Source organism: Devosia sp. SD17-2 (genome assembly GCF_029201565.1).
Lineage (GTDB): Bacteria > Pseudomonadota > Alphaproteobacteria > Rhizobiales > Devosiaceae > Devosia.
On record NZ_CP104002.1, the window covers coordinates 31,915 to 48,706 of the forward strand.

General features: G+C 64.2%; 13 protein-coding genes. 12 read left to right on the forward strand and 1 reads right to left on the reverse strand.

Features of this window, described 5'->3' with window-relative positions; translation table 11 throughout:
• The first annotated feature begins 28 nt into the window (after positions 1-28).
• From sppA to NYQ88_RS00210, 12 genes are all read left to right on the forward strand, one after another.
• Positions 29-985 (forward strand): signal peptide peptidase SppA, encoded by a 957-nt coding sequence (gene sppA, locus NYQ88_RS00155; protein WP_275652980.1) that lies wholly within the window; start codon positions 29-31, stop codon positions 983-985.
• Positions 986-1,014: 29 nt separating this feature from the next.
• Complete coding sequence (locus NYQ88_RS00160) at positions 1,015-1,296, forward strand: integration host factor subunit beta (protein ID WP_035099264.1); 282 nt, start codon at positions 1,015-1,017, stop codon at positions 1,294-1,296.
• 32 nt (positions 1,297-1,328) lie between these two features.
• Positions 1,329-1,691 carry a lipopolysaccharide assembly protein LapA domain-containing protein gene (locus NYQ88_RS00165; protein ID WP_275652981.1) on the forward strand — a complete coding sequence of 121 codons (363 nt, stop codon included), beginning with the start codon at positions 1,329-1,331 and terminating at the stop codon, positions 1,689-1,691.
• Positions 1,692-1,748: 57 nt separating this feature from the next.
• The gene (locus tag NYQ88_RS00170) at positions 1,749-2,399 is read left to right on the forward strand and encodes a phosphoribosylanthranilate isomerase (RefSeq protein ID WP_275652982.1); all 651 of its coding nucleotides are present in this window, start codon (positions 1,749-1,751) and stop codon (positions 2,397-2,399) included.
• Between the two features lie 104 nt (positions 2,400-2,503).
• Positions 2,504-3,715, forward strand: a complete 1,212-nt coding sequence (gene trpB, locus NYQ88_RS00175) for a tryptophan synthase subunit beta (protein WP_275652983.1) — start codon at positions 2,504-2,506, stop codon at positions 3,713-3,715.
• Positions 3,716-3,717: 2 nt separating this feature from the next.
• Positions 3,718-4,539: a tryptophan synthase subunit alpha gene (trpA, locus tag NYQ88_RS00180; protein WP_275652984.1), complete on the forward strand. Its 822-nt coding sequence runs from the start codon at positions 3,718-3,720 to the stop codon at positions 4,537-4,539.
• A gap of 146 nt (positions 4,540-4,685) precedes the next feature.
• On the forward strand, positions 4,686-5,660 hold the full coding sequence (gene accD, locus NYQ88_RS00185) for an acetyl-CoA carboxylase, carboxyltransferase subunit beta (RefSeq protein WP_275652985.1): 975 nt from the start codon (positions 4,686-4,688) through the stop codon (positions 5,658-5,660).
• Positions 5,661-5,734: 74 nt separating this feature from the next.
• Positions 5,735-6,427 carry a nucleotidyltransferase family protein gene (locus NYQ88_RS00190; protein ID WP_275652986.1) on the forward strand — a complete coding sequence of 231 codons (693 nt, stop codon included), beginning with the start codon at positions 5,735-5,737 and terminating at the stop codon, positions 6,425-6,427.
• A complete protein-coding gene (addB, locus tag NYQ88_RS00195) occupies positions 6,424-9,444 on the forward strand; it encodes a double-strand break repair protein AddB (protein ID WP_275652987.1) in 3,021 nt (1,006 codons plus the stop codon). Before NYQ88_RS00190 ends, addB begins: the two co-directional genes overlap by 4 nt.
• The gene (locus tag NYQ88_RS00200) at positions 9,441-12,812 is read left to right on the forward strand and encodes a UvrD-helicase domain-containing protein (protein ID WP_275652988.1); all 3,372 of its coding nucleotides are present in this window, start codon (positions 9,441-9,443) and stop codon (positions 12,810-12,812) included. Before addB ends, NYQ88_RS00200 begins: the two co-directional genes overlap by 4 nt.
• A gap of 91 nt (positions 12,813-12,903) precedes the next feature.
• A complete protein-coding gene (trxA, locus tag NYQ88_RS00205) occupies positions 12,904-13,227 on the forward strand; it encodes a thioredoxin (RefSeq protein WP_275652989.1) in 324 nt (107 codons plus the stop codon).
• A gap of 297 nt (positions 13,228-13,524) precedes the next feature.
• Positions 13,525-15,195 carry a glycoside hydrolase family 3 N-terminal domain-containing protein gene (locus NYQ88_RS00210; protein WP_275652990.1) on the forward strand — a complete coding sequence of 557 codons (1,671 nt, stop codon included), beginning with the start codon at positions 13,525-13,527 and terminating at the stop codon, positions 15,193-15,195.
• Positions 15,196-15,463: 268 nt separating this feature from the next.
• Here the strand turns inward: NYQ88_RS00210 and NYQ88_RS00215 are convergent, their stop codons facing one another.
• Complete coding sequence (locus tag NYQ88_RS00215) at positions 15,464-16,759, reverse strand: folylpolyglutamate synthase/dihydrofolate synthase family protein (RefSeq protein WP_275652991.1); 1,296 nt, start codon at positions 16,757-16,759, stop codon at positions 15,464-15,466.
• Positions 16,760-16,792 lie beyond the last annotated feature (33 nt).

The following is a 16,792-nucleotide window of genomic DNA, read 5'->3' on the forward strand; positions in this document are numbered from 1 at the left end:
CGGATGACAAGCGACCCGGAGACCATGCGTGACCGATCCTGCCTCCAAAATCCATTCGCCCGCTCATGAAGCCCTGGCGGCGGACCGCTATCGCCGCTCACGCGGGTTCTGGCGCTGGCTGGCCTTCCTGGCCGCTGCCATTGCCATCTTTGCGCTCGTCGGGCGGTTCGTGCTGCCCGGGGAAGCGGGCGGCGAGCGCATAGCCCGGGTGACCATCTCCGGCACGATCAGCACGGATGCGCAGCGCGTGGCGTTGCTCGACGAGCTGGCCGAGGATGACGGCGTCAAGGCGGTGATCGTCGCCATCAACTCGCCCGGCGGCACCACTGCGGGCGGGGAAGAGCTCTATGAGGATCTGCGACGGCTTTCGGAAGCCAAGCCGACTGTTGCGGTGATCCGCGAACTCGGCGCTTCGGCCGCCTATATGACGGCACTGGGCACCGACCAGATCTTTGCCCGGCGCCTTTCCATCGTTGGCTCGATCGGTGTGCTGTTCCAGCACGTCAATGCCGGCAAGCTGCTCGACACCATCGGAATTGATCTCGACAAGGTCGCCTCCGGACCGCTCAAGGCGGAGCCTGATATCAACGAGCCGATCAGCCCAGAGGTGCGCGCTTCGATCGCAGCGCTGGTCGGCGACAGTTTTGACTGGTTCGTCGACATTGTCGCCGAGCGCCGCAACATGGACGAGGCGCGCGCCCGATCGCTGGCGGACGGTCGCATCGTCACCGGGCGAGTCGGGGTCGAGACCGGGCTGATCGACGCCATTGGTGGGGAGCGCGAAGCCCTTGTCTGGCTCGAAAGCGAACACGGCATCGACAAGGATTTAAACATTGTCCAGGCCTGGCCCCTGCCCCGTGGAAACTACGGATGGGTGGCGGATTTTGTCTCCGGATCGGCCCGCAGTATCCTTGGCCTCGAGGGGCAAGGCCCCGTAATGCTTGACGGTTTGATTTCGCTTTGGCAGGTTGAGCCCATTCCCTGATCGGGGCGGCGTGGAAACCGGAGTTTTTCATGATCAAGTCGGAACTTGTCGAGAAGCTCGCTGCGGAAAATCCGCATCTCTTCCAGCGGGATATCGAGAATATCGTCAACGCCATCCTGGATGAGATCGGCGATGCCATGGCGCGCGGCGACCGCGTGGAACTGCGCGGTTTCGGAGCCTTTTCAGTCAAGAACCGGCCGGCCCGTGTCGGACGCAACCCGCGCACCGGCGAGCAGGTCGATGTCGGCGAAAAATATGTGCCCCAGTTCAAGGCGGGCAAGGAGATTCGCGAGCGTCTCAACCGCTCCTGACGGGCGGCAGACGGCGAATTTTAGGAAAATAGATGCTCAATAAGATCGTCGGCTGGTTGGTCCTGGTGCCGCTCTGTTTGGGCCTGGTCGCCTTTGCATTGGCCAATCGCCAGCTCGTGCCGGTCTATTTCAATCCCTTTGCGACGCCTGCAGCACTGGACCCAGGTTCAGCGGGCATTCCGCTTTTCATCATTCTTTATGTCGTACTGCTGGTCGGCGTCCTGCTCGGCGGAATCGCCACCTGGTTCGCACAGGGCCACCATCGGCGCCGCGAAAAGCACTGGCGGCGCGAAGCGCAGCACCTGGGCCAGGAGCTTGAGGCGCAACGTCGCAAGCAGGGTCTGGCAGGTTCCAATTCGGTTTCCGAGGTCGATGACCTGCTGGAATTGCGGTAATGTCCGCGCTCAACCGCCTTATTTTCATCTTCCTGATCCTTTGAGTCCGACCACAAAATGGCCGATCCCCTGATCGTCAAAATCTGCGGCATCAAAACCCTCGACCTGCTGGACGCCACGATCGATGCGGGAGCCGACATGGTCGGCTTCGTGCATTTCGTGCGCTCCCCCCGCCACGTCTCCATCGATCTGCTCGCCGATCTGATATCGGCGGCACGCGGACGGGTGGAAACCTGTGTGCTTCTGGTCAACCCCGACAACAGCAGCGTGGCGGAAGTGGCTGCGCTCGGGCCGGACTGGATCCAGCTCCATGGCCCCGAATCGCCGAATCGCGTCGACGCCATCCGCGCTGAGGCGGGCGTCGAGATCATGAAGGCGCTGCCGATCGGCTCGGCCGACGATGTCGCCCAGGTGACCAATTTCGTCGATGTGGCCGATCGCATCCTGCTCGATGCCAAGCCACCAAAGGGCGCCGACCGTCCCGGTGGATTGGGCGATACCTTTGACTGGAAGCTGCTCGAAGCGCTTGACCCTTCCGTCCCCTTCATGCTTTCGGGAGGGCTGACGCCAGAGAACGTCGCCGAGGCGATCCGCACGGTGCGTCCGCCCTTTGGGGTGGATGTATCTTCGGGGGTGGAAAGCGCGCCTGGCGTTAAGGACAAGCGGCTGATCGAGGCGTTCATCCGAAACGCCCGCGCTGCAGTATAAGGCTGTGCGACCCCCTGCCCCTTTTCGGGCCGGGACACGCTGAAATTCTAGTCTCCAGCGCCAATCGGGCGATGGGGGCGGCGAACAAGTTAGGACTTCCGCCAATGGATGGCACCAATTCCCTGCGCAACGGCCCGGACGAGCATGGCCGTTTCGGCATTTTTGGCGGGCGGTTCGTCGCGGAAACGCTGATGCCGCTGGTCCTCGACCTTGAGGCAGCCTATCGCGCCGCCAAGACCGACCCTGCCTATCAGGCCGAGTACAAGGACCTGCAGACTCATTACATCGGCCGACCGAGCCCGATTTATCACGCCAAGCGGATAAGCGAGCACCTCGGTGGTGCGCAGGTCTGGTTCAAGCGCGAAGAGCTCAACCACACCGGCTCGCACAAGATCAACAATTGCATCGGCCAGATCCTTCTGGCCAAGCGCATGGGCAAGACCCGGATCATCGCCGAAACCGGCGCAGGTCAGCACGGCGTTGCCACGGCCACCGTCTGCGCGAAATTCGACATTCCCTGCACCATCTTCATGGGCGCCACCGACGTGGAGCGCCAGATGCCGAACGTGCTGCGCATGAAGATGCTCGGCGCGGAAGTGCGTGCGGTCACGGCCGGCGCCGGGACCCTCAAGGACGCGATGAATGAAGCCATCCGCGACTGGGTCACCAATGTCGAAAACACCTATTATCTGATCGGCACCGCCGCCGGCATGGCGCCCTATCCGGAAATGGTGCGCGATTTCCAGTCGGTCATCGGCCGGGAAATCAAGCAGCAGTTCCAGGACCTGCACGGCAAGCTGCCCGACGCCGTCGTCGCCTGCGTCGGTGGTGGCTCCAATGCCATCGGCTCCTTCCACGCCTTCCTCGACGACACGGACGTTGCCCTTTATGGCGCAGAGGCCGGCGGCCACGGCATTGATGTCGAAAATGGTCACGCCGCGTCCATGACCGGCGGCCGCCCGGGAGTTCTCCACGGCAACCGCACCTATCTTCTCCAGGATGATGACGGCCAGATCCTTGAAGGCCACTCGATCTCGGCGGGCCTCGACTATCCCGGCGTCGGGCCGGAACATTCCTGGCTGCACGACGTCAAGCGCGTCACCTATCAGCCGATCACCGACAATGAGGCGCTGGACGCGTTCCAGCTCTGCACGCGGCTGGAGGGCATCATTCCGGCACTCGAATCCGCACATGGCCTGGCACAGGTCATGAAGATCGCGCCGACCATGGGCGCAGACAAGAACATCGTTCTCTGCCTCTCGGGCCGCGGCGATAAGGATGTCGAATCTGTCGGCAAGCATCTGGGGCTGCTCTAATCATGTCGCGTATCGAACAGCGCTTTGCCGCGCTCAAGGCTGAAAACCGCCCCGCGCTCGTCACCTTCATCATGGCGGGCGACCCCGACCTCGCCACCGGACAGGCGATTTTGAACGCCCTGCCCCAGGCCGGCGCCGACATTATCGAACTGGGCATGCCCTTTTCCGATCCCATGGCGGATGGCCTTGCGATCCAGCTGGGCGGCCAGCGCGCGCTTGCCGCGGGCCAGACGCTGCTCGGCGTTCTCGGCATGGTCGAAGAATTCCGCCGCAAGGATGAAAACACCCCGATCGTGCTGATGGGCTATTACAATCCCATCTATTCCTTCGGCGTTGAAAAGTTCCTGGTGCAGGCCAAGGAAGCCGGCGTCGATGGGCTCATCGTGGTGGACCTGCCGCCGGAAGAGGATGACGAGCTGTGCCTTCCCGCGCTTAAGGCCGGGATCAACTTCATCCGTCTCACGACCCCGACCACCGATGACAAGCGCCTGCCGGCGGTTCTCAAGAACACATCCGGCTTTGTCTATTATGTCTCGATGACCGGCGTGACCGGCGCGGCAATCAAGTCGCGCGGCGCAGTGGGCGAGGCCGTGGACCGCATCAAGGGCCATACCGACCTGCCGGTCGCCGTGGGCTTTGGCATCAAGACCGCCGAAGACGCAGCAGAAATCGGGCGCCATGCCGATGGCATCGTTGTCGGATCGGTGCTCGTCGAGGCCGTTCGCACCTCGCTGGTTGACGGCAAGGCGACTGACAAGACCGTTGACGCGGTCCGTACCATTGTCGCTGACCTATCCAGCGGCGTGAAACGCGCGCGTTCTTAACCAAAACGAGCATTGAGGGCTTGTGGATTGGCCAGGCGGGCTTTGCCCTGGCCCCTCCGCCCTGATAAGATTTGCCACAATTGACGAGTAGGTGATCCCGAGCGTTTCGGAGAGACGCTCTCGAGATCACCGCGAAAGGCCGTGCCATGAACTGGATCGACAATTTCGTCCGCCCAAAAATCCGTTCCTTCCTGTCCAACAAGCGGGACACGCCCGAAAATCTCTGGGTGAAGGATCCGGAATCCGGCGAGATGGTCTTTTATCGGGACCTCGAGGCCAATCAGTGGGTTGTGCCCAATTCGGGCTACCACATGAAGATCAAGCCGGTGGACCGGCTGAAGACCTTCCTCGATGATGGCGCATATGATCTGATCCCGGTCGCCTCGGTGCCGGTCGATCCGCTCAAATTCCGCGACCAGAAGCGCTATACCGACCGCCTCAAGGAAAACCGCGCCAAGACCGGCTTTGAGGACAGCGTCATCGTTGCTGTCGGCAAGCTCTATGAACGCGCCGTCACCGTCGCCATCCAGGATTTTGATTTCATGGGCGGTTCGCTCGGCATGGCTGCCGGGCAGGGGATCATCACCGGTCTCGATACCGCCGTCGAGCGCAAGACACCCTTCGTTCTGTTCGTCTCCTCCGGCGGCGCCCGCATGCAGGAAGGCGTTCTGAGCCTGATGCAGATGCCCCGCACGACCGTCGCCGTGCTGCGCCTGCGCGAGGCGGGGCTGCCCTTCTTTGTCGTGCTGACCAATCCGACCACGGGCGGCGTCACCGCGTCCTACGCCATGCTCGGTGACGTGCATCTGGCCGAACCGGGCGCATTGATCGGCTTTGCCGGCCAGCGCGTGATCGAGCAGACGATCCGCGAGAAGCTGCCAAAGGGCTTTCAGCGCTCGGAATATCTTTACGAACACGGCATGGTGGACATGGTGGTGCACCGCCACAACCTGCGTTCGACCATCGGCTCGCTGGCCAGCATTCTGACGCGCGGACCTGAACATCCCGAGCTCGCCGGGACCTCCGAACGCGCCCAGGCGGCCCAGGCCAGCATGCGCGAAGTTGCCGTCGCTGCCGAGGGCGACGACGATATCGTTCCGCCCGCAGCACACGCCGAATAGATTTGATCTCTCGGCCAGGGGCAGGCGCCCTGGCCACACTGGACAAGACCGGGCCACCCCGGTCTTATCCGGCCATGGAAAAGCCTGACCGATTCCCCGATGTAATGTTGCTTGCTGCCGGCCTCGGCACGCGCATGCGGCCGCTGACTGAAACCATGCCCAAACCGCTGGTGCCGGTGGCCGGGGTGCCGCTGATCGAGCGGGTCATGGCCAATGCCCAGGCCGAGGGTGCCAAGCGCTTTGCCGCCAATGCTCACTACCGCGCCGATCAGGTGCTGGCCCATTTTGGCGGACTCTTGAAGGTCCATCGGGAAGAAGTGCTGCTCGGCACCGGCGGCGGCGTCAAGGCAGCGCTGCCCATGCTTGCGACCGACCCGTTTTTCGTGATGAACACCGACGCTTTCTGGCCGACGGGCAGCGATACGCCGCTGGCGCGGATGCGGGCGCGCCATCAGGGGGATGAGGACATTGTGCTCCTCTGCATCCAGCCGTCGCGGGCCACGGGCTTTGGCCGCAGCCATGATTTCTGTCTCGATCCCTCGGGGCGGGTGACGCGGGACTATGGTGCTCCCGTCATTTATGGCGGCGTCGCGCTGATGGGGAAGGCGCTCTTCCGCGATGCGCCGGATGGCGCCTTTTCGATCACCGATCTCTTCGACGCGGCGCTGGAGCGCAAGACGCTTTACGGCGTGGTGCTGGATGCGCCCTGGTATCATGTGGGTGACCCGCAGGCGCTGGCCGCCACAGAGGCGCTGCTGACACCATGAGCCTTTTTTCCATCCCGCCACACGCGCCTTTCCTGCCAACGCTGGCGGCGGCGGTGATGGATGGGCGCCTGCTCGGCGACTGGCCACGCACGGGACCGTTCTGGCTCAGCGATGTCACCATCGTCCTGCCCACCCAACGCGCCAAGCGCGTGCTGGCGCAGGCTTTTCTCGAGCATCCCGACTTCAGCGGGCTCTTGCCCGACATTCGCACCTTCGGTGGCGAGGTGGAGGACGAAGAACCCTTCCTGCCGCCATTCGAAGCGGCGGCATTGCCCCGGCCCGCGTCCGTGCTGCACCGGCGACTGGTGCTGTCGCGCCTCGTCGCGGCATGGGCTCGCACACCCGCGGGAAGCGAGGCGTTCTCGACACCCCCGACGGCCGCGGAAATTTTCTCCATGGCCGATTCGCTCGGGCTGGTTTTCGACGATCTTGCCATTGAGGAACGCGACGCCAGCGCGCTCAAGGTGATCGCCGAGCAACTCTCGCCGACGCTGGGCGCCTATTGGCAGCAGACACTGACCTTTCTCGATATTGCCCTCACCGTCTGGCCGCATGTGCTGGCAGACATGGGCCTCGCAGACCCCGCATTCCTCCGCGGGGCGCGGCTCGATCGCCAAGCCGACGCCGCTCCTCTGGTCTACGGCGAAAAGCCAGTGATCGCGGCAGGGTCGACCGGCTCGATTCCGGCCACGGCGCGCCTGTTGCGGGCCATTTCCCGGCTGCCGCGCGGCGCGCTGGTGCTGCCGGGGCTCGATACTGCGATGAGTGCCGATACCCACGCCGCGCTGCTCGATCCGCTCAAGAGCCCGCATGGCCATCCGCAATATAATCTGGCGCGCCTGCTGCGGACGCTGGGGGCCGGGCCGGGGCAGGTGGTGGACCTCGTCGCGGAACGGCATCCACGCACCCATCTCGTCAGCAAGGCGCTGGCGCTGACCGAGGAAACGGCCGGCTGGTATGAGGCGCGGCTTGACGGCGATCGGCTGGAGACGGCGCTCAAGGGCATGGCGGTGATCGCCGCACGCCACGAGGACGAAGAGGCGCGGGCCATCGCCCTGGCGACGCGGGCCGCGCTGGCCGAGGAAAAGACCGTCGGCATCATCACCCCGGACCGCAATCTGGCGCGGCGGATTGCGGCTGAACTGGCGCGTTTTGACATTTATGTCGACGACGCTGCCGGTGCGCCGCTGTTCCATGCCCCGGTCGGGCGGCTGGCCCGACAGATCCTCAATCTGGCGGTATCGCGCTGTGGCGCGGTCGATCTTGTTGCCCTGCTGCGCAGCCGCTGGGCGCTGTTCGGATACACCCGCGCCGAGTTGGGCGCGCTGACCGATGCCATCGAGCTCGGTCTACTGCGCGGGCAGCGCATTGCGCCCGGACTTGCAGGTCTCCGCGCCGCACTTGCCGCCCATGTCGCCGAGCCGCCAAAACATGCGGCGCGCAAGCTTTCGAGCGAGGATGGCGAGGCCATATCGGCGCTGCTGGATCGGGTGGAGGCGGCGATTGCGCCGCTCGTGGCGCTCGTCGACGGCCAGAGCATGGATGCAGCTGACCTCGCACAGGCACTGCGGCTGGCGCTCGTGGCCACCGCCGATGGCGCGTCCCTGCGCGGCCGCGACGAGTTTGAGGGCTGGGCCGACCAGATGGTCGGACACCGCGGGGAGGGGCACCCGTTCCCGCCCATCGCGCTTGATCGCGTGCTATCGGCGCTGATGACCGGCTTTCAGGTGCGCAACCATGCCGAGCGCCGGACGGACATCGCCATCTGGGGGCAGCTCGAAGCCCGGCTCATGTCGCCGGACCTGGTCATCCTCGGCGCGGTCAATGAAGACAAATGGCCCGAACCGGCCGATCCCGGTCCCTGGCTCAGCCGCGGCATGCGGCTGGCGGCGGGGCTGGAGCCGCCTGAGCGGCTGCAGGGCCTTGCGGCCCATGACTTCGCCCAGGCCATCGGCAACAGCGATGTCATCGTCGCCTATGCCCGAAGGATTGGCGCAAGCCCGGCCAGCCCATCGCGTTTTCTGCAGCGGCTGGATGCCTTTATCGGAGCCGAGGCGGCGGACGGGCTTCGCGACAAGGGCGCGATCTGGCTCGATCAGGCGCGGGCACTCGACGCTGTGGCAGAGACCCGGGCAGCGGTGCGACCGCTGCCCAATCCGCCGATCCATCTGCGGCCACGGCGTCTCTCAGTAACCGAGATCGAGACGCTAATGCGCTCGCCCTACGACCTTTACGCGCGCCATGTCCTTGGGCTGCGACGGCTCGATCCGCTCGGCGATGTTCCGGATGCGCGCGAGCGCGGCACGATCATCCACGATGCGCTGGGGCGGTTTGTCATGGAAGGGCACGACCCCAATGCGCCGGACGCCTTCGACACGCTCATGACTATCGCCGCCGATTCGTTTTCGGGCCTGGAAGCCATAGGGGAACGCCGGGATATCTGGCTGCGCCGGTTTGAGACGGCGGCGCGGCAATTCCTTGAGTTTGAACGGCTTAGAGCCGCGCGGGTGCGAAAACGCCACGCCGAAATCCGCGGCGAGATGACCTTGCCCATGGTCGAGCCCTTCCTCATCACCGGCCAGGCGGACCGCGTCGATGTGATGATGGATGGCAGTGTCGAAATCCTTGATTTCAAAACAGGAACACCGCCAACCAAGGGCATGATGAGGGCTTTCGAGGCGCCGCAATTGCTGGTCGAGGCGCTGATGGCCGAGGCCGGGGCGATGAAGGATATTCCGCCGGCAAAGACCGGGGCGCTGATCTACGTCAAGATCGGGCTCGGGCCTGAGGCTTTTGTGCCGAGCGATTTTGCGCCGGCCGAGGGAATGGATCTGATGGAGGCGGCCGAGGAGATCGGACGGCGGATGCAGGGGCACATCGATTTTTTCCTCTATAATCAACACCCTATGCCGGCCCGCCTGTTGCCCTTGCTAAGCCAGCGGTTTGCCGGCGCCTATGATCATCTGTCGCGACTGGCTGAATGGACGGCGGTCGATGGCGGGGAGGACAGCGAATGAGCCGGGAACGGGGCGAGCTTTCCATCCCTTTTGACACCACGCGGGCGCAGGGCGAAGCGACCGATCCCAGTCGCTCCATCTGGGTGGAAGCCAATGCAGGATCAGGGAAAACTTTCGTTCTGACCCGGCGGGTGCTGCGGCTTTTGCTGGCCGGGGTGTTTCCGGAATCGATCCTGTGCCTCACCTATACCAAGGCGGCGGCGGCGGAGATGCGGGGGCGCGTTTCGGCCGAACTGGCGGCCTGGGCCGTGATGCCGCAGGATAGATTATATAAGGAATTGCAGGGGCTTACCGGGGCAGCGGTGACCGATGTTATCGTCGGTCGGGCGCGAACCCTGTTCGCCCGGTCGCTGGAAACGCCGGGTGGGCTGAGGATATTGACCATCCACGCCTTCTGCGAGGCCGTTCTGCACCGGTTTCCGATCGAAGCGGGGGTGCCATTCGACTTCTCGGTGATCGAAGAAGACCAGCAAAATCAAATGATTATGGCTGCCCGCGAGTCGGTTCTGGCCGATGGTTTGCGGGGTGGGGAAAACCGGGCGGCGGTCGAGACCCTGTTCGGGCTGATGAGCGACTATGCCATTGGCGAAGCTATCAATTCCGGCCTCTCACTGGGGGCGCGGCTTGATGGCGTGCTGGCCGATCCAGAGGCCGCCAAGGCCCGGCTGCGGCGCATTGTGGGCTATTCCGGCGCGTCAGCAGAGAGCCTCGAAACGTCACTTGTTGCTAACACACTGTTAGCATCGAGCGCGCTCAAACTTCTGATTGGTGAAGGATCTGACAATCCGGATGCGGCGACGCTGCGTAGCCTCGTTTTGACCAAGGATGGAAGCCCGCGCGCGCGGCTGGTGACCAAGGCGCAGGAGAAGGCGCTGCCCGGCATCGGCGAGATGATGGCGGAAGAGCAGTCGCGCATTCTCCAGATCGACCAGAAGATGATCGCCGCGCGGCTGATCGAGCGCAGCGAGGCGGTGCTCGACGTGCTGGTGGCGATCGCTCGGCGCTATGAGCGCGACAAGCGGCGCCACTCGCTGCTCGACTTCGACGATCTGGTCGAAAAACTCGGCGACCTCTTTGCCAATCCGGCGATCGGGCCATGGGTGCAATATAAGCTCGATGCCGGGATCGACCATATTCTGGTCGATGAGAGCCAGGATACCAATGAGCGGCAATGGCGGGTGGTGAAGGCCATCGCCGAAGAATTCTTTGCCGGTTCCGGCGCAGTGGAGCGGCCACGCTCGGTATTTGCCGTGGGCGACCAGAAACAGTCGATCTATTCCTTCCAAGGGGCGCAACCGGCGCTGTTCGGACTGACCGGGGGCGAATTTCATCGCAAGGCGCAGGCGGCGGAAAAGCAGTTCGCGCGGCTACCGCTGCACACGAGTTTCCGGACGCTGGCGGGAATTCTCAACGCAGTAGACCTCGTCTGCGCGCGTCCCGATATCCAGGCGGCGCTGCTCGCCGAGGACAAGGTGGGCCACAATGCGGCCCGCACCCAGCCGGGCGGCACAGTGACCCTGTGGCCGCCCCTGCGCACCGGCGAGGCCGAGGCAGGCGACGGCGAATGGCCGCGCGAGCCGGTGGAAGCCGAGCAAAGCGGACCGCGTCAGGTTGCCATGCGCATTGCCGCCGAGATCCGGGGCTGGGTCGACAACCACAGGCCGCTGGGCCATCGGGGCAGGGCGGTTACCGCCGACGACGTGCTGATCCTCGTCCAGTCACGAAACGTGCTGTTCCAGGAGATCATCCGGGTCCTGCGGCTGCAGCACCTGCCGACGCCGGGCGCCGACCGGCTCGGGGTGACCGGCCATATCGCCGTGCTTGACCTCCTTGCGCTGATCGACGTGCTGCTCAACCCTGCCGATGATCTGCAACTGGCGGCGCTGCTGCGCTCGCCGCTGTTCGACGTCAGCGAGGACGATCTCTTTCAGCTGGCCAGTCCCCGCAGTGGCGGGCAAAGACTTTGGTCGGCGCTTTTGGCGACGACGATTCCCAATGCACGCGAGGCGGCAGACCGGCTGACGCGCTGGCGGGCCGAGCTCGACTTCGAGCGGCCCTATGAGTTTCTCACGCGCGTGCTCTATGCCGAAGGCGGGCTCAAGCGCTTCCACGCGCGGCTGGGGACGGAAGTGGACGAGGTGCTGTCCGAGTTCCTTGAACTCGCGATTGCCCACGAGCAGACCGAGCAGCCCTCGCTGCAGGGCTTTGCCGCGGACATGCGGCGGCGCAATGTGTCGATCAAGCGCGAGCTGGCCGAAGGCGGCAGCGGCGTGCGGGTGATGACTGTTCACGGCGCCAAGGGGCTGGAGGCGCCGGTGGTGATTCTCGCCGACGCGACCGCCAAACCCAGTGGCAGCCAGACCGGCACGCCGGTTTATCTCGATGAGCGGCCAGAAGGCCCGATCTTCTTTCACGCCGGCAGCAAGGGCCAGCGGACGACGGAAATCGAGGAGATCAAGGACCGGATCGATGAAGTTCGGCTCGAGGAATATTGGCGCAAACTCTATGTGGGCATGACCCGCGCCGAGGATGAGCTCTATGTGACCGGCGCCCTCACGGTAAAAGGCAAGCTCGACGGCACCTGGTATGAGGCCATCGAGGGGGCGCTGCGGCCGCACGGGCAGCGCGTGGACGATGTGAACGGGCAGGAAGCAGCGCTGGTCTTCCCCGCGGACCGACCAGTCATCGCGCCGCTGAGCGTGCCTGTACCGGGAGCCCGTGCGGGCTTTTCGCCGCTGATGCTGGCGCCGCTGCCCGAGTTTGTCGCCGTGCCGGTTCTCTCGCCTTCGGCAGAGGGCGAGAACGCTCCAATCCTTCAGAGCAATGCCGAGAAGGTGCGCGACGCCGAACTGGCGCGCAAAAGCGGGCTGGCGCTGCATGCGCTGCTGCAACATATGACCGGCATCGCGCGCAGCGACTGGGACAAGGTGATGCCGCGCGCCATGGAAGCGCTGCTGCCCGACCATGGCGAGGCGCATAACATGGTGATGAACCGGGCCCGGAGCATTCTCGAGCGGGCCGACCTCGCTCCTCTTTTCGGGCCGCAGAGCCGCGCCGAAGTGCCGTTCCTGGTCAAGGCAGAGCGCGGAGGCGAGGCCGTTCAACTCTCCGGGCGCATCGACCGGCTGGTGGTTGACGACGAGGGTGTGTTGGTGGTCGACTACAAGTCCGATGCGCATGTGCCGGACCGACCCGAGGCGATACCCGCCCGCTATCTGACCCAGCTTGGGCTATATGCGCTGGTTGCAGGTCAGCTTTTCCCCGGCCGGATCGTGCGCGCCGCCATTTTGTGGACCGAGTTGGAATCATTGATGAATTTACCTTCTGGCCTGCTCGACGCAGCACGGGCAGATTTCACCCTGCGGTGAACACCACTTGCGTTGGCGCTGGACTCTCACCAGCTTTGAGGGCAATTAGGCCACCGCTTTACGAACCAAAGCAAACCCAGAGGCAAACTCCATGACTCACCAAGTTTCCGACGCCAATTTCGGCGAGGAAGTGCTCAACTCCAACGTGCCGGTCCTGGTGGATTTCTGGGCGGAATGGTGCGGACCGTGCCTGGCGATCGCGCCGGTTCTCGATGAATTGTCCACCGAGCTCGAAGGCAAGGTGAAGATCGTCAAGCTCAACGTCGATCAGAACCCCTCGACCACCGCCCAGTATGGCGTGCGCTCGATCCCGACCATGATCCTGTTCAAGAACGGCGAAGCCGCCGACATGAAGATCGGCGCCGGCACCCCCAAGGCAGGTCTCGCCAAATGGCTTGAAGGCCACTCCGCTTAAGGCATCGCGCCTTCAGCGCAATTTTGAGACGCCGCCGGCTGTTCCGGCGGCGTCTTTTTTTGTGGGTGGGCCAGGCTGGTAATCGGGCGCAGGCGAAGCTGAGGCGGGATAGCGGCTGTTCGCTTGCCCACCAGCGCGTCTCACTGGCCCCAGAGAATTTTCAGTGCTGCCACAGGCTTGGCACAATTTTCCTTGTGTTTCGGAGTCGATAAGTCACACAAATGTGTGATTGCCTGAACCGGGCCGCAGCATGGCCCTACCTGTTGATGCCTTCTCTATTTTTGTGGAGCCTTTTCCTTGGCCGCACTGGATTTAACCGCCGCCCCGTTTCACCTCGATGACGAGGCCATTGCCTGGGTACACGCTACCCGCGATGGACTGATGCCGCGGGACAAGCTTGCCCAGCTGTTCGTGCTCCTGGCGCGCGGTTCGGCCGATGATGCGCGCGACATGCTGCGCAGTTTTCGTCCGGGCGGGGTGACGCGCATCTATACGCCTGACCTTGAGGCCGAAATCGCGCTGGCCCGTGACTATGACAGTTTTGGTCCCGCGCCGCTTCTGGTGAGCGCCGACCTTGAAGGCAGCCGGATGAGCCTGCCCTTTGGCACCTCCGTGCCCAACCCGCTGGCGCTGGCCGCCGTGGACGATGTGGAGGCGACCACGGCGATCTCGACCATCATGGCCGCGGAAGCGCGCGCCGTGGGGCTCAACTGGAGTTTTACCCCCGTCATCGACATCAATGCGGCCTGGCGGAGCGCCATTGTCGGCACGCGCTCCTATGGAGACAATGTCGAGCGGATCGAACGGCACGCGCTGGCCCAAATCGCGGCATTCCAGGCCAAGGGCGTGGCGGCGACCGTAAAGCACTGGCCCGGTGAAGGATATGATGATCGCGACCAGCATCTGGTGACGACGGTCAATCCGCTGACGCTGGAGGAGTGGGAGCAGAAATTCGGGCGGCTTTATCGCGCGGCGATCAAGGCCGGGGTGATGAGCGTGATGTCCGCCCATATCGCCTTCCCCGCCTTTGTGCGTTCGCTCGACCCCGAGGCCAAGGGCGAAGCCTTCCGGCCGGCCTCGCTGAGCCGGGTGCTGAACGAAACGCTCTTGCGCGAAAAGCTGGGCTTTAACGGGCTGATCGTTTCGGACGCGACGCCGATGGCGGGCCTTGGCGATTGGGGACATCGGGACGAGACCCTGCCCGAGCTGGTGATTGCCGGCTGTGACGTCATTCTCTTTTCCGATGATGCCAATGCCGATCTGATGCGGCTGGTGAAAGCGGTGGCCGATGGGCGGCTGACGCAGGAGCGCGTTGACGAGGCGGTCACCCGTATCCTCGCCCTGAAGGCGGCGCTGGGCCTCCACAAGGCGCGGCCGGAGCTGACATTTGAGAGCGCCAAGAGCGCCGTGGCCACGGACGCCAGCCGGGCGCTGGCGCGGGATGTGACCGAGCGGGCGATTACGCTGGTCAAGGATGTGCCGGGCCTGCTGCCGATCTCAAAAGAAAAGCACAAGCGCGTGTTGGTCTATTCGACCGGGTCGGTGCAGCCCTTTGCGCCCGAGCCCATTGCGCTGACGCTGCCGGCCATGCTGGAGGCGGAAGGGTTTGAGGTGACGGTTTTTACGCCAGAGCTCACTGTGAACGCGGCGGACTATGACCTTGTGCTTTATCTGCTGGCCGAGGAAACGCTGCTGACGCGCGGCCGGATCTTCCTTGATTGGAAGCGGCTGACCGGGACGGTTTATGGCGCCATGCGCCGGCACTGGCACGATGTGCCGACGTTGATGGTGTCGCTGGGCTTTCCCTATTACCTCCACGACGCGCCGTGCGTGGGCACCTATGTCAACGCCTATGGCTCGAGCGATGAGTTTCAGGCCGCTGTGCTTGAGACGCTGCTGGGCCGGAAGCCTTTTGTGGGCAAGAGCCCGGTTGATCCGTTCTGCGGGAGTGAGCAGGGAAGGTATTGAGGGGATTGGGGAATTTAGAAGGGGGCACTTCTTCTCCCTCCCCCTTGTGGGGAGGGCAGCAGAGCTCGGCCGGGAGGCCGTAGCGGCGCTGGGTGGGGGTGTTGCAAAGGCATCGGGGCTCTCCGCCCCCCACCCTCAATCCAGCCATTCGCGCATAGCGCTCATGGCCTTCTTCGCTCAAATCGCTCCACTGGAGCGATTTGCCTGACGGACGCTTAGAAGCCCCACAGGGGCGAGGGGGCGATAGAGCCGTTGGATCGGCTCGGAATCAGTCCGGCGGGGTGTTGTTTTTCGCCAGGACATCGCCCGCGAGGTAGAGGGAGCCGCAGATGAGGACGCGGGCGTCGGGCGTCTTGGCGGCCTCCGCCAGGGCGGCTTCGATGGAAGCCATGGGCTGGGCGGCAAAGCCGAGGGTTTTGGCGCGGGCGGCGATGTGATCGGCCGGATGGGCGTTTTCCTCGCCGGGGATAGCCAGGGTCATCACCTCGGGCGCGAAATCGGTGAAGGCGGCGAGGAATTCGGCCGGGTCGCGATTGCTCATCATGCCCATGATCATGATCAGCGGGCGCTTTTTGGCAGTGTCGAGCTCGGCAATGGTGCGGGCGAGGGCGGCGGCGCCGTGGGGATTGTGCCCGCCATCGAGCCAGAGTTCGTGGCCGAGGGAGAGGAGGTCGCGCAGATCGCCGTGGCGGATGGGTTGCATGCGGGCGGGCCAGGTGATGCGGCGGAGGCCCTCGGCAATGTCTTTGTCATCGACCGGCAGACCGAAATGGCGCGTTGCGGCGATGGCGAGCGCGGCGTTGTCATATTGGTGCGGGCCGAGGAGGGCCGAGGGCGGCAGGTCGAGGAGCCCCTGCTCGTCGGAATAGACAAGGCGCCCGTCCTGGGCGGAGCCGTGGAAATCCTCGCCCTGCCAGATGGGGGTGATCCCAAGGCGATGGGCGGCGCGTTCGAGCACTTTTCTCGCTTCGGGGCGCTGGAGGCCCATGACCGAGAGGGCGCCGCGTTTGAGGATGCCGGCCTTGTTGTCGGCGATCTCGGCAAGGGTATTGCCGAGGAACCCCTGGTGGTCGAAGTCGACCGGGGTGATGATGGTGCCGAGGGGTTGCTTGACCACATTGGTGGTGTCGAAACGCCCGCCCATGCCGGTTTCGAGGAGGAGATAATCGGCCGGGGTTTCGGCGAACAGCTTGAAGGCGGTGACCGTGGTCACCTCGAAAAAGGTGATGCCCTCGCCGGCATTGATGGCTTCCACCTCTTCGAGCGCGGCGTTGAGGCGGTCGGTTTCGACCAGCTTGCCGGCGAGGCGGATGCGCTCGTTGAAGCGCACGAGGTGGGGGGAATTATAAACGTGCACCGACTTGCCCGCAGCCTCGAGAAAGGCGCGCAGATGGGCGATGGTGGAGCCCTTGCCATTGGTGCCGGCGACATGGATCACCGGCGGCAGATGGTCCTGCGGATTGCTCAGCTTTTCCAGGAGCGGCAGCATGCGATCGAGGCTGAGATCGATCAGTCTTGGATGGAGCTGGCTGAGGCGCTTGAGAATGGCGTCAGTGCGGGACATTTTTGGGCTCCGAAATCCGGCGGCATGATCGTG